Source organism: Steroidobacter gossypii (assembly GCF_016801985.1).
Classification (GTDB): domain Bacteria; phylum Pseudomonadota; class Gammaproteobacteria; order Steroidobacterales; family Steroidobacteraceae; genus Steroidobacter; species Steroidobacter gossypii.
Genome location: NZ_JAEVLS010000002.1, coordinates 1,278,726 through 1,298,768 on the forward strand (window position 1 = coordinate 1,278,726; position 20,043 = coordinate 1,298,768).

At 62.3% G+C, this 20,043-nt stretch carries 21 protein-coding genes; 4 read left to right on the forward strand and 17 right to left on the reverse strand.

Annotated elements, in window-relative coordinates:
- Nucleotides 1-7 precede the first annotated feature (7 nt).
- From JM946_RS12780 to ccmA, 6 genes are read right to left on the reverse strand one after another with little or no spacing between them, the layout of a single operon-like run.
- Nucleotides 8-1,963 carry a heme lyase CcmF/NrfE family subunit gene (locus JM946_RS12780; protein ID WP_203167668.1) on the reverse strand — a complete coding sequence of 652 codons (1,956 nt, stop codon included), beginning with the start codon at nucleotides 1,961-1,963 and terminating at the stop codon, nucleotides 8-10.
- Nucleotides 1,964-1,971: 8 nt separating this feature from the next.
- A complete protein-coding gene (gene ccmE / locus JM946_RS12785) occupies nucleotides 1,972-2,430 on the reverse strand; it encodes a cytochrome c maturation protein CcmE (RefSeq protein ID WP_203167669.1) in 459 nt (152 codons plus the stop codon).
- Nucleotides 2,427-2,612 carry a heme exporter protein CcmD gene (gene ccmD, locus JM946_RS12790; RefSeq protein WP_203167670.1) on the reverse strand — a complete coding sequence of 62 codons (186 nt, stop codon included), beginning with the start codon at nucleotides 2,610-2,612 and terminating at the stop codon, nucleotides 2,427-2,429. Before ccmD ends, ccmE begins: the two co-directional genes overlap by 4 nt.
- Nucleotides 2,609-3,346, reverse strand: a complete 738-nt coding sequence (gene ccmC, locus JM946_RS12795; protein WP_203167671.1) for a heme ABC transporter permease CcmC — start codon at nucleotides 3,344-3,346, stop codon at nucleotides 2,609-2,611. Before ccmC ends, ccmD begins: the two co-directional genes overlap by 4 nt.
- Before the next feature lie 7 nt (nucleotides 3,347-3,353).
- Nucleotides 3,354-4,025, reverse strand: coding sequence for a heme exporter protein CcmB (gene ccmB / locus JM946_RS12800; RefSeq protein WP_407700543.1), 672 nt, complete (start codon nucleotides 4,023-4,025; stop codon nucleotides 3,354-3,356).
- Between the two features lie 26 nt (nucleotides 4,026-4,051).
- Nucleotides 4,052-4,699, reverse strand: a complete 648-nt coding sequence (ccmA, locus tag JM946_RS12805; protein ID WP_203167672.1) for a cytochrome c biogenesis heme-transporting ATPase CcmA — start codon at nucleotides 4,697-4,699, stop codon at nucleotides 4,052-4,054.
- A 627-nt stretch (nucleotides 4,700-5,326) separates the two neighbouring features.
- Here ccmA and JM946_RS29995 point away from each other — a divergent pair.
- From JM946_RS29995 to JM946_RS12825, 3 genes are all read left to right on the forward strand, one after another.
- Nucleotides 5,327-6,604 (forward strand): HNH endonuclease signature motif containing protein, encoded by a 1,278-nt coding sequence (locus tag JM946_RS29995; protein ID WP_322110936.1) that lies wholly within the window; start codon nucleotides 5,327-5,329, stop codon nucleotides 6,602-6,604.
- Nucleotides 6,605-6,779: 175 nt separating this feature from the next.
- Nucleotides 6,780-8,756 carry an acyltransferase family protein gene (locus tag JM946_RS12820; RefSeq protein WP_203167673.1) on the forward strand — a complete coding sequence of 659 codons (1,977 nt, stop codon included), beginning with the start codon at nucleotides 6,780-6,782 and terminating at the stop codon, nucleotides 8,754-8,756.
- Between the two features lie 151 nt (nucleotides 8,757-8,907).
- Complete coding sequence (locus JM946_RS12825) at nucleotides 8,908-9,453, forward strand: porin family protein (protein ID WP_203167674.1); 546 nt, start codon at nucleotides 8,908-8,910, stop codon at nucleotides 9,451-9,453.
- On the opposite strand, the gene JM946_RS12830 is transcribed toward JM946_RS12825, so the two are convergent.
- Nucleotides 9,450-10,817: an alpha/beta hydrolase family protein gene (locus JM946_RS12830; RefSeq protein ID WP_203167675.1), complete on the reverse strand. Its 1,368-nt coding sequence runs from the start codon at nucleotides 10,815-10,817 to the stop codon at nucleotides 9,450-9,452. The two genes, JM946_RS12825 and JM946_RS12830, sit on opposite strands and share 4 nt — an antisense overlap.
- Before the next feature lie 187 nt (nucleotides 10,818-11,004).
- Here JM946_RS12830 and JM946_RS12835 point away from each other — a divergent pair, with 187 nt between their 5' ends.
- Nucleotides 11,005-12,381 carry a serine hydrolase gene (locus tag JM946_RS12835; protein ID WP_203167676.1) on the forward strand — a complete coding sequence of 459 codons (1,377 nt, stop codon included), beginning with the start codon at nucleotides 11,005-11,007 and terminating at the stop codon, nucleotides 12,379-12,381.
- 15 nt (nucleotides 12,382-12,396) lie between these two features.
- Here JM946_RS12835 and JM946_RS12840 read toward each other — a convergent pair whose 3' ends face one another.
- The 10 genes from JM946_RS12840 to JM946_RS12885 all read right to left on the reverse strand — a co-directional run bounded on the left by JM946_RS12840 (nucleotide 12,397) and on the right by JM946_RS12885 (nucleotide 20,040).
- On the reverse strand, nucleotides 12,397-13,173 hold the full coding sequence (locus JM946_RS12840; RefSeq protein WP_203167677.1) for an ABC transporter ATP-binding protein: 777 nt from the start codon (nucleotides 13,171-13,173) through the stop codon (nucleotides 12,397-12,399).
- A gap of 64 nt (nucleotides 13,174-13,237) precedes the next feature.
- A complete protein-coding gene (locus JM946_RS12845) occupies nucleotides 13,238-13,996 on the reverse strand; it encodes an ABC transporter permease (protein WP_203167678.1) in 759 nt (252 codons plus the stop codon).
- A 33-nt stretch (nucleotides 13,997-14,029) separates the two neighbouring features.
- Nucleotides 14,030-14,479 carry a cupredoxin domain-containing protein gene (locus JM946_RS12850; protein ID WP_203167679.1) on the reverse strand — a complete coding sequence of 150 codons (450 nt, stop codon included), beginning with the start codon at nucleotides 14,477-14,479 and terminating at the stop codon, nucleotides 14,030-14,032.
- A 34-nt stretch (nucleotides 14,480-14,513) separates the two neighbouring features.
- Nucleotides 14,514-15,089 carry an SCO family protein gene (locus JM946_RS12855; RefSeq protein ID WP_203167680.1) on the reverse strand — a complete coding sequence of 192 codons (576 nt, stop codon included), beginning with the start codon at nucleotides 15,087-15,089 and terminating at the stop codon, nucleotides 14,514-14,516.
- A gap of 20 nt (nucleotides 15,090-15,109) precedes the next feature.
- Nucleotides 15,110-16,138, reverse strand: a complete 1,029-nt coding sequence (locus JM946_RS12860) for an ABC transporter substrate-binding protein (protein WP_203167681.1) — start codon at nucleotides 16,136-16,138, stop codon at nucleotides 15,110-15,112.
- A gap of 51 nt (nucleotides 16,139-16,189) precedes the next feature.
- A complete protein-coding gene (locus tag JM946_RS12865) occupies nucleotides 16,190-17,317 on the reverse strand; it encodes a protein-glutamate methylesterase/protein-glutamine glutaminase (RefSeq protein WP_230979605.1) in 1,128 nt (375 codons plus the stop codon).
- On the reverse strand, nucleotides 17,317-18,114 hold the full coding sequence (locus JM946_RS12870; protein ID WP_203167682.1) for a CheR family methyltransferase: 798 nt from the start codon (nucleotides 18,112-18,114) through the stop codon (nucleotides 17,317-17,319). The genes JM946_RS12865 and JM946_RS12870 overlap by 1 nt, the downstream gene beginning before the upstream one ends.
- Nucleotides 18,114-18,479: a response regulator gene (locus JM946_RS12875; protein WP_203167683.1), complete on the reverse strand. Its 366-nt coding sequence runs from the start codon at nucleotides 18,477-18,479 to the stop codon at nucleotides 18,114-18,116. Before JM946_RS12875 ends, JM946_RS12870 begins: the two co-directional genes overlap by 1 nt.
- A 12-nt stretch (nucleotides 18,480-18,491) precedes the next feature.
- Complete coding sequence (locus JM946_RS30315; RefSeq protein WP_322110930.1) at nucleotides 18,492-19,508, reverse strand: methyl-accepting chemotaxis protein; 1,017 nt, start codon at nucleotides 19,506-19,508, stop codon at nucleotides 18,492-18,494.
- A 10-nt stretch (nucleotides 19,509-19,518) separates the two neighbouring features.
- On the reverse strand, nucleotides 19,519-20,040 hold the full coding sequence (locus JM946_RS12885; RefSeq protein WP_203167684.1) for a chemotaxis protein CheW: 522 nt from the start codon (nucleotides 20,038-20,040) through the stop codon (nucleotides 19,519-19,521).
- Between the last annotated feature and the right edge of the window lie 3 nt (nucleotides 20,041-20,043).

A 20,043-nucleotide genomic window follows, 5' to 3' on the forward strand; every position in this document is an offset into this window, starting at 1 on the left:
GCGAGACTCAGGCTGTTTTCGCGCCGGCGGCGTCGGGGACGCCTTCGTTGGCGGTGACGCGCTTGCGATAGCGTCGATCGCACGCCGCGATGATGCCACCCAGCGCCATGATGGCCGCACCCAGCCAGATGAACCGCACCATGGGCTTGTACTGCAGGCGCAGGCTCCAGGCGCCCTCTCCGAGCGGCTCGCCCATGGCGACGAACAGGTCGCGATGCCAGTGCGCATCGATGCCCGCTTCGGTCATTGCGTTCTTCTGCACGCGGTACACGCGCTTCTGTGGGTGCACGACGGCCACTTGCTCGCCGTCACGCGTGATGACCACTTCGCTCTGCACGGCTTCGTAGTTCGGACCAGCCACGTCCTCGATCTTGGTCATGGTGAATTCGAAGCCGGCGTGCTGGGCGCTCTGACCGGGCTTCAAGCTCAGATCGGTTTCTTCCTTGTACGACTCCACGGTGGTCGCGCCCACGATGAACACGGCGAGACCGAAGTGCGCGACGCTCATGCCGATGATGCTCGCCGGCAGCGAATGTCCCTTGCGCCAGCGGCTGATCGGATCGACCAGCGCTGCGCCGGCCACCCAGAACGCGGCGATCAGGCCGACGCAGGTCATTACGCCATTCCAACCATAGGCGACCACCGGGATGGCGATGCCGAGCACCACCGCCACGATCAGCAGGATGCCCAGGATCTTCTTGGTCGATTCGAACGAGGCTTTTTTCCAGGCCGCGTGCATGCCCGGCGCCAGCAGGAACACCAGCGGCAGCATGGGGACCAGGAACATCGCCTCGAAGTACGGCGGACCGACCGACACCTTATCGAGGCCGAAGGCATCCATGAACATGGGGTACGTCGTGCCAATCAGGATGAGCGCGGTGGCGGCCACCAGCAGCACGTTGTTCAACAGCAGGAACGTTTCGCGGGACACTGGCGCGAAGCCGGCATTGGAGCGAAACAGCGGCGCACGCCAGGCATAAAGACCCAACGCGGCGCCCACGCAGATGCCCAGGAACGACAGGATGAACAAGCCGCGACCCGGGTCGCTTGCGAATGCGTGCACGGACTCGATCACACCGGAGCGAACCAGGAACGTGCCGAGCAGCGACAGCGAGAACGCCGTGATCGACAGCAGCAGCGTCCAGCTCTTGAACAGGCCGCGCTTTTCCGTGGCCGCCAGCGAGTGAATCAAGGCGGTTCCGATCAGCCAGGGCATGAACGACGCGTTCTCCACCGGATCCCAGAACCACCAGCCGCCCCAGCCCAGTTCGTAGTACGCCCACCAGCTGCCGAGCGCGATGCCGATGGTCAGAAACATCCACGCAACCGTGGCCCACGGACGCACCCACCGCGCCCACAGCGAGTCGAGCTTGCCTTCCAACATCGCGGCGACCGCGAAGGCGAACGGCACGGAGAAACCGACGTAGCCGGTGTAGAGCATGGGCGGGTGAATCGTCAACGCCGGATCCTGCAGCAGTGGATTCAGATCGCGACCATCGGGCGCGGCCGGCCACAGGCGCAGGAACGGGTTCGAGGTCATCAGGATGAACAAGGCGAAACCGGCGCTGATCAGGCCCAGCACGCCGAGCACACGACTGGTCATCTGCTGCGGCATGTTGCCGCTGAACGCGACGACTGCCAGCGACCAGGTCGCCTGCACCAGCAGCCATAACAACAGCGAGCCTTCATGCGCGCCCCAAACGGCGGCGAAGCGATAGAACGTCGGCAACTCCGAGTTGGAGTTCTGCGCGACGTACAGCACCGAAAAGTCGTTCTGATTGAAGACGTATGCGAGACAGGCGAACGAGAACAGGGTGAACACCCAGTGACCGGCCACCGCGCGATTGGCGAGCGCGATCCAATGCGGCCGCCGCCAATGCGCGCCCGCCAGGCCGAAGAACGCCTGCGGCAGCGACAGGCAGAACGCCAGGATCAGCGCGAAGTGTCCGAGTTCTGCAGCCATCTGGTTTCCTAGGTGCTGGGCAGCGGCCCGGTTGGCGTGGGTTTCTCGTGCTGCTTCTTCAGTGACTTGGCCACTTCGGGCGGCATGTAGTTCTCATCGTGCTTGGCGAGCACTTCCTCGGCCACGAACACGCCGTCGGGCCCCATGCGTCCACGGGCGATCACGCCCTGCCCCTCACGGAACAAATCGGGCAGCACGCCGGTGTAACTCACTTTCACGTTGTGCGCGTAGTCGGTGAGCTCGAAATGGGCCATCAGACTGCCCGGCTCGCGCGTGAAGCTGCCTTCCGGGACCATGCCGCCGACGCGGAACACGCGATCGGTCGGCGCCTTGCCGGCAGTCACATCCGAGGGCGAATAAAAATACAGCAGATTGTCCTGGAACGCGGTCAGCGCGAAGGCGACGGCTCCGCCCACGCCCAGCACGATCAGCGAGACCAGCGCCATGCGACGGTGACGAGGTGTCATGAGGAGGACTCCCCACTGGATGATTCAGAGATTTTCAGCCGGCGCCTGGCGTGCAGCACCTGCTCCGCCAGCGCGCGGCGCCCGAGCCATACGTTGAGCACCAGCACGGCCAGCACCAGCCCATAGCAGGACCAGACGTAAACGCCGTAATCCCCCATGTCAAGCATGTCTTTCAAGTTCATGATCTGGCAAGGCTTTCGGTCAACCAGCTGGCATTGCGCTCACGTCGCAGGATCTCCCCCCGGAGGCGATCGCAGAGCACCGCGCCGAAGTACAGCACGAAGGCCAGCATCATGATCAATAACGGCCAGAGCATGGACCCTTCGATGGAGGGGGCGGCAAGTTTCGAGATACTGGGGCCCTGGTGCAAGCTGTTCCACCAGACCACGGAGTATTTGACGATGGGCACATTGACCACCCCCACGATCGCCAGGATGGCGCTGGCGCGGTCGGCTCGCTGCGTGTCGTCGAAAGACGCTCGCAAGGCCATGTAGCCCAGATATAAGAAGAGAAGAATGAGCTCGGAGGTGAGCCTCGGGTCCCACTCCCACCAGGTGCCCCACATGGGCTTGCCGTAGATCGAGCCGGTCACCAGGGTTGCGACCGTGAACCAGGCGCCGATCGGCGCGCAGGCCGCGGCGACCGCATGGGCCAGCTTGATGCGCCAGATGACGCCGACAGCCGCGGCCACCGCCATCACCGTGTAGATCATCAGGGACAGCGACGCGCTCGGCACGTGGACATAAATAATGCGGAATGCGTCCTTCTGCTGGTAATCCTCGGGCGCGAGCACCAGCCCGCCGAACGCGCCGATCGCCATCAGCGCAATCGCCGGCCAGAACAGCCACGGGCGCACCAGCCCGGCCGTGCGGTAGGCGTAAGGCGGCGAGCTGAGCTTGTGAAACCACAGCCACATAGCTTGTTTAGGACTCCACACTGATCCGCATGGCGGCAGCCATGGCGAAAGGCCCCAGGCTGACGAAGAACAACAGTAACGCTGCCAGCAAGTTTAGCGGACCGGCCACCGCTTCGCCGTGCATCGCCAGATCCACCGCGCGGGCGCCGAAGATCAGCACCGGCATCTCCAGCGGCAGCACCAGCAACGCTAGCAGTACGCTGCCGCGCCGGACACTCACCGTGAGAGCTGCTCCGATAGCCCCCAACACCGACAGCGATCCGGTCCCAAGCGCCAGCGTTCCGGCCAGCACCGGCCATACAGACTGCGGCATTCCCAAAGCAGTTCCCACGATCGGCGCCATCAACACCAGCGGCAGGCCGGTCAGCAGCCAGTGCGTGGCGGTCTTGGCCAGCAGCAGCAGCGACAACGGCTGGCCCGACAGAACCCATTGCTCCATGGTGCCGTCTTCGACGTCCGGCCTGAATAGCGATTCAAGCGCGAGCAGCGAGGCCAGCATCGCGGCCACCCACAGCACCCCGGGCGAGATCTTGCGCAGCTCATCCAGCGCCGGGCTGATGGCGAGCGGGAACAGCGTCGTGACGATCACGAAAAATATCAGCGGCTGCAGCACCTGGTCCCAATGCCGCACGGCCAGCCGCAAGTCGCGAGCCATCACCAGCATCAGGATTTTGCTCAAGCCTGGCGTCGTCTGAACCGACGACATCACTGCAACTCCAGCGTGCGCACGCCCGGCTGACCTTGCAGCAGCAGCTGATGCGCGGCAGTCAGGATCATGCCGCCTTGTCGCATGTGGTCGGCGATGCGCGCTTCGAACAGCGCGATGCCAGCCTTGTCCAGGTTGGTAATGGGCTCGTCCAGAATCCACAGCGATGCACGGGTCAGCATCACGCGAGCCAGCGCGACTCGACGCTTCTGCCCGGCCGAGAGCGCACGCACCGGCAGGTCCGAGCATGACTCGATTCGCAGCAGTTGAAGAGTGTCGCGCAATTCCTCCGTCGTCACGTCGCGACGGATCGAGACCGCGAAGCGGAGGTTCTCCAGCGCGGTGAGATCCGACTTGAGCCCGTTGACGTGCGCGAGGTATGCGAGCTCGCGGTGATAGTCGTCGTTGGCAGCGGGCAGCGGCTGCCCCTGCCAGAAGATCTCGCCCGCCTCCACCGGCAACAATCCAGCCACCGAGCGCAGCAGGCTGGTCTTGCCCACGCCGTTCGGTCCCACCACCTGCAACAGCTCACCGGCGTGAAGCGCGAAGGACACGCCGCGCAACAAGTGTTTTTCACCGCGCCAGAGATGGACGGCGCGCGCTTCTAATTGCGGCTGCGTCGAAGTCGCAGCGTCCTTGGCGAGCATGCTGGTGGAGTTGTCGGCTTGTTCGTCATGCCTGTTTGGCGCGCGCAGTTTAGCAGACTGCCCCGGACTGGCTTACAATCCACGCCCGCCCTGCCCGGGTGGCGAAATTGGTAGACGCAAGGGACTTAAAAAGTTGAGCACCCGGTTCGGAAACGGCCGGCGTGAATGGGGTCAAATTCGGGGAACCAGCCTCACGCTCGCGCTCGCTGCGCGCGTGCCTGCAATCCCGAGCTAAGCCTGGCGCCCCGTGGCGCGAGGAAAGTGTAGAGACTTGACGGCCCCTGTCTAACTCTCGCTCGGCCTTGAGCCCGCGAGACACGACAAAGAGAAAGTCCAGACTCCAAAGACCCGCTGATTAAGAGTCAGTGGGTCGCAGCGAAAGCTGTAGCGAGTACGAAAATCCCTCGGAGGCAACTCCGTACCGGTTCGATTCCGGTCCCGGGCACCATCTCTCGCGGGGACGCTTTCTCCTGGATCTTCTTCTGCGCCTCATCAAAGCGGCGCTTCACGCACGCGCCACGCTCCAGCTGGAGGCGCACTGTCAAATCCAGCCCGCTAAGTGCATCCTGTTCGTATGTACAGTAAGGGGCGATCAAGGTAGCTTCCTTATATCGTTTCCTAACGCTGATCGCCCAGTTCGACCGCCGTGGCGGTTGGCCGGACGGATCTACGCAGTCTTGCGCACACTGGCTGAACTGGAAGTGCGGCATCAGCTTCTGCGCGGCGCTCGAGAAAGTCAGAACAGCGCGGGCTTTGGAGAAGCTGCCGAAGATTTCCGCGGCCATGGAGCGCGGTGAGCTTAGCTACTCCAAGGTGCGAGAGTTGACGCGCGTTGCCTGCCCCGCCGCTGAAGACTATCTTCTGATGATCGCCACGCACGGCACCGCGCAACATGTGGAACGGCTGGTTCGTTATTACCGGAACGCGAAGGAATCGGAGGAACTGACGCGAGAAGCTCGGCAGCAAAAAGATCGTATGCTTCAGTTCTTCTACGATCACGATGGCTCGGTAGTCATCAAAGCACGCTTGCCAGCGCAGTCGGGTGCACTGTTCATGAAGGCAATCGAGAAGGCTGTCGACGACTTGTGGGAGACCGAGCCGGAAGCCGTAGAGACAGACACTCCAGCTGGAGCGCCGAATGTTAAATTCCTGCCCACGCGAACCAAGCGCGCGGATGCGCTGGAGTTGCTGGCTGAAAGTTTCCTGCAGAACGGCGCGGCGACAATGAGCGGTGGCGACAAACATCAGATTGTTGTGCACGTCGATATGGAAACACTGCAGACCGGGTGCGCGGGCCGATGCGAGATCGACGATGGCACGCATATCGCTGCGGAGACTGCGCGACGGCTCGCGTGTGATGCGAGCGTAGTCGGCATGGTTGAAGATGAGAACGGCGATCCGCTCAGTGTCGGTCGCAAAACACGATCCATCCCACCTGCTCTACAACGTGCGCTCCGCGCGCGTGACAAAGGCTGTCGCTTTCCGGGATGCTGCAACACTCGATATACAGACGCGCACCATGTGGTCCATTGGGCACACGGCGGCGAAACGAAGCTGTCCAATCTTTTGCTGTTGTGTCGGTTCCACCATCGCGCGGTTCATGAAGAAAAGGTCATCGTTCAGACCCTGGACGACGGCGCAGTTCGGTTCCTGCGACCGGACGGCGAGAGATTCGATGGCGTAGCGCGCGGCCACAGCCAGCCGATCGGCGACTGGCGAGAGTTGCCGCGCCAACACGAACAACAAGAGATCGTCATCAACGCTCGAACGGCCGTCACCCGGTGGGATGGCGGACCGATGGATTTTGGAAGGGCGGTCAGCAGTCTCCTCCATCGCTTTCGGAAGGCCAAGAATCCTCCACGTGGAGGATTGCTCCCGCCAGACGAACCACCGGTCGAATTGTAAGAGTCACTTTCAGAGCACGCAGCTCCTGCTCCTCTGACAGCGAGATCGCGATCTCGCTGAGTTACTTCTCGCGTAGACAGCCAGGCGGCGAGCCGTCATCATCCGCCGACATACCAGAAACAACAAAATGCAGCCAGCCTGAGCGTTGAGCAGGTGGGCGCAGGGACCGTGAGCCTTGGAAAAGCGGTTTCGTGAAGACATCGAAGGACTCCGCGGATTTGCCATTCTGGCGGTGGTCGTTTTTCATTTCGGCGTCGAGGTCTTTCCAGGCGGTTTCGTTGGCGTTGATATTTTCTTTGTCATCGCCGGGTATCTGATCACCGGTATGCTGCTCGGTGAGCTCGAGCGAACAAGGACCGTCGATCTGTGGCGGTTCTACGGCCGGCGCGCGCAGCGGTCGTTGCCGCTTGCGCTGGTGGTTTCGGTCGTGACGCTGCTGCTTGTGCTGCTCTTTCTCTCTCCGGCCGAGCAAACGTCCGCGGCCAATGGGGCGCTCGCCGCCTCCTTGTATGCGAGCAACCTTTGGTTCATGACGTTGCTCCCGGACTATTTCGCACCGGAAAGCATCTTCAATCCGTTCCTGCACACCTGGGCGCTATCAGCCGCGGCGCAGTTCTACCTGGTATGGCCGGTCCTGCTATTGCTTCTCTGGCGTTGGCGGCCATCAGTACGAAACATGGCGGTCGCGATGACCGTATTGACGTTGTTGTCGTTCGCGCTGTGCCTTTGGCTGAGTTATCGAAAGCAATCGTGGGCCTTCTATGCGTCGCCCACTCGCGCCTGGGAGTTCGGCGTCGGCGCGCTGGCTGCTTTGCGCCCAGTGACGGACTGGGCGCGACGTTCCAGAGTTGCTGTACCGATCGGCTGGCTGGGACTTGCAGTGTTGTGCGCGACGGTTCTGCTACTGACCGCGGACGCGCGCTTTCCTGGATGGATCGCATTGGTGCCGGTGCTGGCGACAGCCGCCATTCTCATTAGTGGTGTGAGTGACCAACCTGGCGGTCCGGCTAAGATTCTCAAGCTCTCCTGGATGCAATGGCTGGGCAAGCGCTCCTATGCGATCTATTTATGGCATTGGCCCATCGTGATGTTCGCCAGGGTGCTGGACCTTGGCGACCACGCAATGACGATCGCGATCTGCAGCGCGCTGGCAGTGATCTGCGCCGCCATCAGCTTTCGATGGTTGGAGCGTCCCATGAGATCGAGCGCATGGCTCGCGGCCAAACCAATGCGAGCGATCGCCGTTGGCGCAATGCTCATCGCGACGGGCGTTCTGATCGCCGTGAGCGCTGGCCAAGTCGCGCGCATGTTCTCGGCGCAGCCCGTCCACGCGGCGCTGATCCGCTCAATCAGCGAAGAGCCCCTGGCCAGCGGCAGCCCACAAAGATGCCTGATCATGTTCAAGTACGCCGCTCCCGTCAGCTGCACTTTCGGGGCGAGCGAGTCGCCAAAGACGGTGGTGTTGTTCGGCGACTCACATGCCGATCAATGGTCGACGCCGCTCGCGCAGCTCGCCAGCGAACAAGGCTGGCGACTGGTAACCTTTCTCAAAGCCACCTGCTCGGTCGCAGACATCGTCGACTACAACCCTCGCTCGCGGCGCTACTGGCCCGAATGCGCTGAATGGCGAGCTCGCGCGATCGATGACATTCAGCAACTGCAGCCCGATCTGGTCATTCTCTCGCAAATGTCCAACGGCTTCATTCAAGGCCCGTGGACTTCCCGAGGCAGATACGCGGTCACTTATGAGCAGTGGGAAGCCGGGCTACGGCGCTCCCTGCAGCGACTGCGAGCAGCCAACGTCCCGGTGCTCCTCCTCCGAGACAGCCCGCTACCCAGAGCAAACATGGGACACTGCGTGGGTCGTGCACGATGGCGCGGCACCTCGGAATCCAGTTGTGACGTTCCGATATCCATTGCGATCGACCCCGCACTCACAGCACTTGAAAGCGCAGTCGCCGCATCGACAGGCGCCATCTTCGCCGATCTGACGACTCGGTTCTGCGATGAGCACACCTGCCCCGCCGTGAAGTCAGGCGTCCTGGTCTACAAAGACGCAAATCACATTACCGAGGACTTCGCCAAGCTCCAGGTGCCCGCATTTCGCGCGCTGCTTGAAGAACACGAATTTCTGGCTGCACAGAAACATTGACGCGCGGCGATACCGCGCAGCACAGAAGCGGTCACAAAACACCCCGACCCGGTCTTACGCAGAGTCGACCCTCTCGAGGGTTCGATAGGCGCTCTCGCGGAAACAAGCAGTGTAGAGCGCGGGCAAAGAACGCTACTACGGAGTCGGGAGAATGCAAAAGAAACTGGCGATTGGGGCAATGCTGGCATTTGCGTGTGTGCCGGCGATGGCGGAGTCGGAGGCCGGGTTCTATACCGGTGCGGGCGTTGGTAAGGTGACGTTGGAAGACGATAGCGCGGGCGTCGAGGTCGAGGGCAGCGACACGGGATTCAAGGTGTTCGGTGGCTATCGCTTCAATGAATACGCCTCACTCGAGATCGGCTACATCGACGCGGGAACGCCCGATGACACGGTCTCAGGGGTGCTCGTCGAGGCCGACGCGAGTGCAATACAAGCCTCGGCGCTATGGCAGATACCGATAAGCAATCGCTTCGAGGGCTACGTACGAGCCGGGTTCCTGGTCTGGGAATCCGAAAATTCCTTCTCGTTCGGCGGGACCACCTTCAGCGAAGAGAATGACGGCACAGACTTCGCGTACGGTATCGGCGCCGCCGTCCACGTCACGCCCAAGTTTGGCCTGCGCGCCGAGTTCGAAGGCGCCGAGTTGGATGGTACGGACATGCGGGCGCTCTCGATTGCTGGATTGTTCAGGTTTTAATCGACCGGTCTGGCCGCCCCTGGCCAGCCGGGGGCGGCCGACATCTCCGCGCTCCCGTACTTCGAGGCGCGCTGCTTGCCATGGATGAAGTCGCGCATCATTTGAAAGTAGCCATCCGGCTGTCGTGTCGAGACGCGCTCCCCATCCGCCAACGTCTCGAACTCATACATGCCGTGGTCGGCATCGGCAAACACGGCGGTCGTGATCGGGCGCCCGTTGTTTCTGAGTGCGGTCAAACGTCGCAGAGTTTCAAAAGGCGGCGCGTCGCGGTCTTGGCCGCCGAGGATCCAGAGTTGAGGCACATCGAGATTGGATAGGACAGGCATCGGGTCGTAGTGGGCCGGCACGCCGTCGAGCAGAACGGGACCATCCTTGCGCCACTGCTCCGGTGTGCCGCTCAGGAGATAGGAAGTGATATTGCCGCGGACGAATTTGAACCACGGCTCGGCGCCGTACTTGCGCTTCACCGCTTCGAGCTGATCCCAACCCTCATTGAAATTGGTTTCGATGATGCGCGCCGTCGCGTCGGCCACTTCCATGGCTTTGGCTTTGATGTCCGGCCCGAAGCCGGCGCGCTGCATATCGAACTCAATGGCCTCGCGGTCTTCCTGCAACGGTGAGACCGCCAGACCGAAGCTCACAATGACGAAGTCGACGGGTTCGATGCGCGCGGCCAAGGGCGCGACCCACCCGCCCTGGCTGCCGCCTTGATATCCAACGCGACCGGCACGGGCGCCTGCGAGGCGGCGGGCCTCATGCATGGCGTGGATCGCGTCGGCGGCGAGCAGCAAATAGTTTTGCGTGTAACGTCCGCCTGAAGCGCCCGTGCCGCGCTTGTCATAGGCAAACACGCCGATGCCGGCGCTCGCAAACTGTCGCTGCAATGAGTACGTCTCGAGCGCGGAGTCATGTTCTGCGCCGTGAATCAATACGACAATCGGAACACGGGCATCGCCGGGAGGCATCGTCAGCCGCCCTGCCAACTCGACCCCGCTCCCTTGAAAGCGCGTATCGACCTGCACCAACGCCTCGCGTCGGCCCGGTACATTGTCGAAACGAATTTCACCTCGATCGCAATCGGAGAACGTGACGTGATGTCCGTCGGGGCGGTCCGTCCAGCCGAGGGTGCTTACCCAGCGACCGTTTGCTCGAGTCTTCAGGGCGCCGGTGCGCCCATCTTCGAGTCGCCAACGAAGTTGTCCGGGCGACGCCGGCCCGATGTCGAGCGATGCGCCGCCGGCCAAGCGGTAGCTGCCGATCTCACAAGGTGTGGCCGCTTTGGAATCCGCCAGGGCGGCGACCGCAAGCAACGCACTTGCGAGCGTGGCGACAATCGCAACGCTTGCGCACTGGATCAACTTCATCAGGTGCACCTTCAGATTCCGTGGTTCGACCGGGCTGAGGACTTCAGACGAGCCGGGCGGGAATAAGGTTGCACTCGGCCAGAGATTCGACTCACTCGCCGGATCGAATGACGATGACAACAGTCGGAATGCGTGCGCGATCCCTATACACTGTCGTCACTCGTGCGATCACAGAAGGATCTTCGCCATGTTCGCCGCGCGCGTCTTGTTCGGGTTTTTGCTTGCCTGCTCCGGTGCATTGGGCGCCGCGCCGGACGACGCAACCCTCATGGCCCTGCTCAAGGAGCGCGTTGATGACCGTCGCTGGGCCACCGGCGTCGTCCTCGGCATCACGGCGCCGACGGGCAATCGGCTTCTCAGTTATGGCACGTTCGGCATCGACGATGCCCGCCCGGTGGGCGGCGACACGGTATTCGAAGTCGCCTCGCTCACCAAGATCTTTACGGCGCTGCTGCTCGCGGACATGGCGGAGCGCGGCAAGCTGAAGATCGATGCGCCGGTGACAACTTGTCTCCATGACGTGATGTTGCCATCTCGCCATGGCAAGCAGATCACGTTCCTGGATCTGGCGACGCATAGCTCTGGATTGCCGCTGCGCCCAACCAATCTCGCATCACAAACAGGCGCGAACAAATATGCCGCGTATACCACCACGCAGATGTTCCAGGGGCTGAGCACGTACACCCTGGAGCGCGACATCGGCTCGAGCTTCGAATATTCCAACTGGGGCTATGGTCTGCTCGGCCACGCGCTCGCTCGCTGCGCAGACACGAGCTACGCGGCCCTGCTTCAGCAGCGCATCACCGGGCCTTTGCGAATGAGCGATACGCAGATTGCGCTTTCAGCACAGATGAAGTCGCGCATGGCCACGGGCCACAATGAACAATTCGAGCCCGTCGGCCCGCAGTACATGGGAGCGCTGGTGGGCGCCGCGGGTCTGTTTTCCACAGCAAACGATCTGCTCGTGCTCATCGAATCATTTGTCGGCCGCAAACAAACGGCGCTGGCGCCGGCCATGAGCAGGATGCTCACGCCCCGCCGGGCCGGCGACGACCCGAGCACGCAAATGGGCCTCGGCTGGCGCATCACCACCGATCAGGATGAGCAGATCGTCTGGAGCAACGGTCGTTCCGACGGCTCGCGCGCTTTCATGGGTTTCAACCCGAGGACGCGCATCGGCGTAGTGGCGCTGGCCAATGCGGCCACCAATGCGGGCGCGGATGACATCGGCCGCCACGTGCTCGATCCGCGCCAGCAACCGTTACGTCGACACCCGCGTATCGAGTTGTCGGCGTCGCTGCTGGAGCGATATCTGGGCGACTACCGTTTCGAAGACGGCGCCAAGCTACGCATTGTACGCGACGGGGATCTGATGGTCAGCCAATGGCGATCCAAACAGGATGAGGATCAAGGGGCCAGCCTCATCCATCCCGAAAGCGAGCGCGTGTTCAATCTCGATGACGTGGAAGCGAGATTGGTGTTCGAGCTGCCGGTCGAAGGCAAGGCCAACGCCGTGACTCTGGAGCAGAACGGTCTGAGCTTCAAAGCCGAGCGTGTGAAATAAACGGCCAGGATCGAATCAGGCCACAGCGTCCGCGTCCACGCCCAGCTCTTTCAAGATCGCCATACGCAGCCGCTGCACCTCCGGACTGGTGAGCTTGCGAGGATGCGGCAGCTTCACTTCGAACGTCGCCTGAATCCGGGTGGGACGCGGCGACAGCACCATCACGCGATCGGCGAGATGAATCGCCTCCTCCACATCGTGCGTGATCAACAGCACCGTGTGCCGCTCTTGCCCCAGAATCTTCAGCAACTCATTGCGCATCCGCAGGCTCATGAGCGCATCGAGCGCCGAGAACGGCTCGTCCATGTACAAAATGGCGGGCTTCACGGCGAGCGCGCGAGCGATCTCGACGCGCTTCAACATGCCGCCGGACAGCTCATGCGGATACGCAGCTTCAAAACCTTTGAGGCCGACGATGTTCGCGTAGTGGTCGGCGATGGCGATCTTCTCGCTCATCGACTGCGTGCCATTGAGTCCGAACATCAGATTCTGTTGGACGGTCAGCCACGGAAAGACTGAGCCATGTTGTGAGATCAGGATGCCCTGCGGACTCGGCTGCAAGCGTGTGGCGCCGTCGATGACGACCTGGCCCGAGTCGGGTGGAATAAAACCGGCGATCATTCGCATCAACGTGGACTTGCCGCAGCCCGAGGGCCCCACGATGGCGATGAACTCGCCCTCGCCCACTTGCAAGCTGACATCGTCGACGACGGCAAGCGTGCCCTTGTCGGTGGCAAAGCTCTTGCGCAGATTCGCGACGTCGATTTTGGTGGGCAGAGCATTGGTGAGCACGGAATCAGTGCGCCTCCGTTCAGCGGGCCCATGTTTAGTGAGTCCATGTTCAGTGAGCCCCTCATTAGTGAGCATAGCGCCACCGCACGACTTTCAAGCCTTCCAGCAAGCGCATCAGCCCATCCAGCAACAGCCCGATCAAGCCAATGATGATCATGCCGGCGATCACCAGGTCGTAGCGGTTGCCGGCATTGCGCGAGTCGATGATCAAATAGCCGAGCCCGGAGCGCAGCGCGATCATTTCCGCGGCGACCACCACCAGCCACGCCACGCCCAAGCCGATGCGCATGCCGACGATGATCTGCGGCAGCACGGCTGGAATGACCACCTGCGTGAACAGTTTGTAACGGGTGACGCCGAAGTTCTCGGCCGCCCGCAGATAACGCTTCTCGATGGTGTGCACGCCGGCCACGGTCTGCACGATCATCGGGAACACCGAAGAGATGAAGATGAGATAGATGGGCGAAGCGTTACCGACGCCGAACCACAGAATGGCGATCGGAATCCACGCGATGGGCGAGATCGGCCGCAGGATCTGAAACAACGGATTGAGCGTGTCGTAAGCGCCGCGCATCCAGCCCATCCACAAGCCCAGCGGCACGGCGACCAGCACCGCCAGCGAAAAGCCAGCGGCCACGCGACCTAACGACGCACCGATGTGTAGCCACAAGGTGCCGTCGCGAATCAGCTCGAGGGTGCCGGTGACCACCTGCCACGGCGTGGGAAAGATGACGCTGCGAGTGGCAGTCACGATCGCCCACCAGGCGGCGAGCAACACGGCGATAACGGCGATGCCGGGCAGCGATTGCCGCAGCCGGCTCATGCGCCAGAACTCCCACTGCGATTGGAGCGATCTTCAACTCTTCGGTTCATGAGTTTTATTGCCGAAGGCTTCCACCAGGTTCAAGGTCCGCCAGCGCAGCCTGCCCCACGGCGACGCAGGATAGGGATCGACGATCACAGTCATTTGTCCGCTGCTGTGCGCGCTGCAGGCAAACTGATATTCCGAGGCCAGCTCGAACGGCAGACGAAAACTCTGCCCGGGCATCAACAGCGCCGGGCCGAACGTCTGCGGCACCGTATCCAGATTCTTCAGGAACAGGACGTCGTTCACGCCGAGGGTCAGCCGGATCTGCTGCGGCAGGATATCGACCTGATCCCCTGACATCCGGCGCGCCCAGGTGCCTTCGGGAATGACGAATGGCTGCTCGCGACGTGGGGATTCTGGCATGGGGGCCAATGCGGCCCAAGCAATGGCGACGCCCAAGGCGATAGCCGGAATCAATGGCCACTTACGCCGGCTCATGCCTCTCACCGGACTTCGTCGGCGTGGAGCAGTCTCATTCGCTCAGCAAGACCCGCAAGTCGTGCACATAGTCGTCGGGCAGCCGCCCGTACGGCATCATCGCGCGCAGCAGCCCTTTGCGATCGATCAGGTACACCGAAGAAGAATGCCCGACGGTGTAGCTGTTGCCGATGTTCTTGCGCTCGGCCATCACGCCGTAGTTCTTGCGGACCGCTTCGAGTTGCGCCGGCGTGCCAGTGCCGCCGAGGAAAGTGGGATCGAAGCCTTTCAGGTAGGCGCGCATCCGCTCGGCGGTGTCACGCTGCGGATCGACGGTGACATACACCACCTGAACTTGATCTGCCTGAGCGCCCAGGCGCTTGCGAGCTTGCGCCAGCACCGCAAGGGTCGTGGGGCAAACCTCGGGGCACGATGTAAAGCCAAAGCCCAGCAGCACCACTTTGTCGCGATAGTCGGCCAGCGAAAGCGTGCCACCCGTCGAAGCCTCCAGCGAGAGCTCCGGCGCCGGCCGCGGCGGTTCAAACACGCCTGCCTTGAGCGCGGGTCGATCGGCTGCGACGGCGCAGATCGACCACAGTAGTGCCGCGGCGATCGCCGACCCGATCGACATATACGATTCCATGGCGCGCATCAGAGATTGATTGCCGCAGGTTGGGCCGCCTTCGCGAAGCTCTCATCCATGTACGTTTCGTAGGAGACCGGATGCTTGAGGGTGCCCGCTTCGATGGACAATTGCATCAGTTCCTCGAACTCGCTGCGAATCATGCGCAAGTCGCCGTACGTCACACGATCCGTCGGATTCTCCATCACGAAGCGGATGATGTTCGGATCCTGATTGAAATATTGCCGCCCGGCGGCAATGGCCACGGCCTTGTCGCGATTGGCCTGCTGCTCGTCCAGCCAGCGTCCGGCGCCGAGCACATAGTTCACCAGGTCCTGCACGAGCGGACGATTCGTCTGAATCAGCTCCTCACGCACGGTGAGCACACAGCAAATATAGTTGCGCCACTCATCGCGTGTCATGCGCAGCGGCCGCGCATAGCCCGCATGCTGGGCCGCCGCTCCGAAAGGTTCTCCCGTGCAATAAGCATCCACGGCGTTCGCATACAGCGCGGCCGGCATGTCGGGCGGCGGCATTTCGAAGATCTCGATATCGTCCGGCGTCATGCCCTCCTGTTGCAGCATCTTGCGCAGGAACAGGAAATCCACGGCGAAACGACTGGGAATGGCGATGCGCTTGCCGGCGAGCTGGCGAAACTTCTGATAGGGCGAATCGGTCCGCACCATGATGACCGCGCCCGAGCGATGACCCAGCGAAACGATTTTCACCGGGATTTTCTTGTCGGCCAGATCCATCACCAGCGGCGCCAGCATGTACGCCGCCTGAATGCGACCGGCCATCAGGGACTCTTTGATCTCCGGCCAGCCGCTGTACTTGCTGTACTCGAATGGGAGCGACGCCGCGCCGGTGGCTGGCAGCGCCTTGGATCGGGCGACGCAGGCCACCGGCAAGGTCAGGTTGCAGGTGACCGGCAGGCCGCCGACCACCAGCGCTTCCGACGCCGAGTCGTCCGCACAGGACAGAAGACCCAGCGGCATGGCGGCCGCGGCCATGGCTTGGAGCAGTTGCCGACGCTGAAATGAGTGGGAACCGGACATCGCCTGACTCGTGAAGATGCGGCCCGGATTGTAGCTCAAAGCAGGAGCTGATCATCCTTCGAAGCGTTTGCCCGCGCTGAACTCCAGCAAGGCGCGTGGCAGTTCGTGCAGGGGCTGGACGCGCTGTGCCCCACCCATGCGGATCGCTTCTTTCGGCATCCCAAACACGACACAGCTCGCTTCATCTTGCGCGATGGTGCTGGCACCCGCCTCGCGCATCTCTCTGAGACCGCGCGCGCCATCATCACCCATGCCGGTCATGATGACGCCGAGCGCGTTCGCGCCCGCACACTTGGCCACCGAACGAAACAACACGTCGACCGACGGGCGATGCCGATTCACCAGCGGGCCATCGACAACTTCCATGTAATAGTAGGCGCCGCTGCGCTTGAGCATCATATGTTTGCCACCGGGTGCGATCAGCGCCTGCCCCGGCAGCAGACGATCGCCATGCTTCGCCTCGCGCACTTCGATTTCACACAGGCTGTTCAACCGGCTCGCAAAGGCCGCGGTGAACTTTTCTGGCATGTGCTGTACGACGGCGATGCCCGGACTCACGCGCGGCAAGCGAGTCAACACCTGCTCCAGCGCCTGCGTGCCACCGGTCGACGTACCGATCGCAACGATGCGTTCGGTCGTCTGTTGCAAAGCCCTGGGACCATGGGGCGCTAGCACGGCATCGGCCGTCAGTTTCGGTGCGACGCCGAGGGCAGGGTCAGGGCGAGCCGCCGGCCGCAACCTGTTCACGTTCGCAAGCGAGGCTGCTTTGACGGCCGAAGCAAGATCCGCAGAAGCATCTTCGATGAAACGCCGCAGCCCCAGCTTCGGCTTGGTGACAATGCTCACCGCGCCCGCCGCCAACGCTTCAAGCGTCGTGGCCGCGCCTGCTTCGGTGAGCGTCGAGCAGATGACGACGGGCGTCGGCCGCTCGCTCATGATCTTGCGAAGGAAGGTCAGTCCGTCCATGCGCGGCATTTCGACATCGAGCACGATGACTTCCGGCCAGCGCGTCTTCATGCGCTCCATGGCGAGTATGGGATCGGCCACGGCGCACAGCACTTCGATGCCGGGATCGGCATTGAGCGCCTCGGTCAAGGTCTGGCGCACCACCGCTGAGTCATCGACGATCAGCACCTGTACCCGCCGCACGGCGCTCGCTTGATATCCGCGCATGCTCATCACGGCTTGCGATAGATCGAGGGTGCCACCGCGACAGCGTTGAGCCGAAGTTCGTTCAAGGTCTCCGAATGGCCGATCAGCAGATGGCCGCCGGGCTTGAGCACCGACAGCACCCGCTCCACCACCTGACGCTTGGTCTGCGGGCTGAAATAGATCATCACATTGCGCAGGAAAATCATGTCGAACGGTCCGATTCTGGGCAGCGTCGTGTTCAGATTGATCTGCATGAAACGCACACGATCGCGCAGCGCGCGGTCGACCAGCAACGTGCCTTCCTGTTCCCGTGTGCCGCGCAGACAGAACTGATGCAGATAGGGTTTAGGAATGTGAGTCGTGCGGGACGCGGGGTAGTGGCCGGTCCGCGCTCGTTCAAGCACGCGCGAACTGATATCCGAGCCGATCAGCTCGAATGGCGTGGCCTGCAACGTCGCGGCCAGCACCATGGCGATGCTGTATGTCTCCTCGCCCGACGAACAGGCGGCGCTCCACACTCGAAATGGGCCGCGGCCGCGCGCCAGTTGCGCCTGCTCTCTCAACAGATCGAAATGCTTGGGCTCGCGGAAGAAATAGGTTTCGTTGGTGGTCAACAGGTCGATCGCGATCTGCACTTCCTCGGCGTCCTGGCCGCTCGATAGCACCTTGAAGTACTCGGCAAAGGTGCTCAGCTTGCGCAGGTCGAGTCGCCGCGAAAGGCGGCTGGTGACCAACGCCTTCTTGGACTCGGACAGCGTGATGCCGGCTGCGTCCAGGATGAAACGCTGGAACAGCGCAAACTCCTGGTCAGTGATGCCGATCATCAGGCCAGGCAGAGCTTGGCGACCGCGTCCAGCATGGTCTGCGGTTGGAAAGGCTTCACGATCCACGCCTTGGCGCCGGCGGCGCGGCCCTCGTTCTTCTTGTCCTCGCCGGCCTCGGTGGTGAGCATGATGACCGGCGTGAACTTGTAGTTCGGGTGTGCCTTCACGGCCTTCAGGAACGAGATGCCGTCCATGCGTGGCATGTTCACATCGCTGATGATGAGGTTGATCTTGCCGGCGAGCTTGCCAAGCGCATCCTGGCCGTCGGTGGCCTCGATGACTTCATAGCCCGCGCGGGTCAACGCCATGTTCGACACCTGCCGCACCGAGGCGGAGTCGTCGACGATCAGAATTCGCTTAGCCATGAGTTACTCCATTCAAAAATATTCTATGTCCGAGCCGCCCTGGACCTTGAGCGTGCCGGTCGGCTCGTTGACCGGGCCGGTGTGACTGATGCCGGATTGGTGATTGCGACGCTGCTCGTCGGTGGTGTACGTGTTGATCATTTGCGTCATGTAGGCTTCGGCGTCGAGCGCCGGCTGCTCGCCACGCACGACTGCGCTGGCGCGCTGGTCGAGATCGCGCATGCTGCCGACCACCTGAGACATGATCTGGCCCACTCGGTCCTGGAATTGCAGCTGAACCATCGACTCGGCGATCTCGTCCTTGATCACGCCGCTTTCGCGACGCAGATCTTCGGACGAGCGTGACAGACTCGCGCTCATGTCGCCGAACTGGCCGAGCACGTTCTGGATTCGATTCTCCGAATCGTGCAACGCCTTCCCTTCGCGCACCGACACGGTCTCATTGGTGTCGATGATCTTCGCGAGCGACTCATTGACGAGTGCGATCTTCTCGGTGATGCCCTTGCCGGTCTCGCGCGATGCGGTCGCAAGATTCCGCACTTCATGCGCCACGACCGCAAATCCACGCCCAGCCTCGCCGACGTGAGCCGCTTCGATCGCAGCATTGAGCGCCAGCATGTTGGTCTGAAACGCGATCTGCTCGACCTCGCTCGCCATCTTCGCGAGCTCGCTGCTGTGCGCGGCCAGAGAACGGATCTGAGTGGCGAGCGTGGAGCGGCTCTGATGGATTTCGGTGAGCGACTCCATCACACGCGCCAGCTCACGCCGGCCTGCCTCGAGCGCCTGCGCAAGATCCGCATCGCCGGAGTGGTGCTGGGATGCGTCGAGCGCCAGATCGAGCCTGTTCACGATGCCCGCAAAGCGGGCACTGAGCGCGACGATGGCCTCTTCGGTCTGCAAGCGCGCCGTCTCGATCTGTTTGCTCCAGATCGGCAGCGCCTGAACGCAAACGGCGTCGGCGACGTTCACTTCCGGCCGGACCGGAACGTCGACGCTGACTCGCTTGAACAATCTCACTACCTTTTGCACTACGGGGTTCCTATGCAGCCGACGGCACGGCATCGCCCGTGGCTGCCTGGGTCAGCATCTCCATTTCGTCGATGCACAGCACGCGGTTCACATCGAGGATGATCACGAACTTGCCGCGCACCTTGCCCATGCCCTGGATGAAATCGGCCCGGATCGAGGCGCCGAAACCCGGTGCAGGCTCGATCTCGGTGTCCGGGATTTCCAGCACTTCGTTCACGGCATCGACCACCACGCCGATGATGTGACTTTCCTCGGCCACGGTCGTTTCGATGATGACCACGCAGGTTTTCTTGGTGACCGGTGTGCTCGGTCGACCGAAGCGCGCGGACAGATCGACCACCGGCACGGCGGCGCCCCGCAGATTGACGACGCCACGAATGAATGCCGGCATCATCGGAATCTCGGTGGGCGCCGAATATTCCAGGATCTCTTTGATCGACAGAATGCCGAGCGCAAAGGTTTCCCGGCCCAGCACGAAAGTCAGATACTGATTCTGGTCGTGGCGGCGTTCGTTGTCGGCAGGAATCGTCATCGT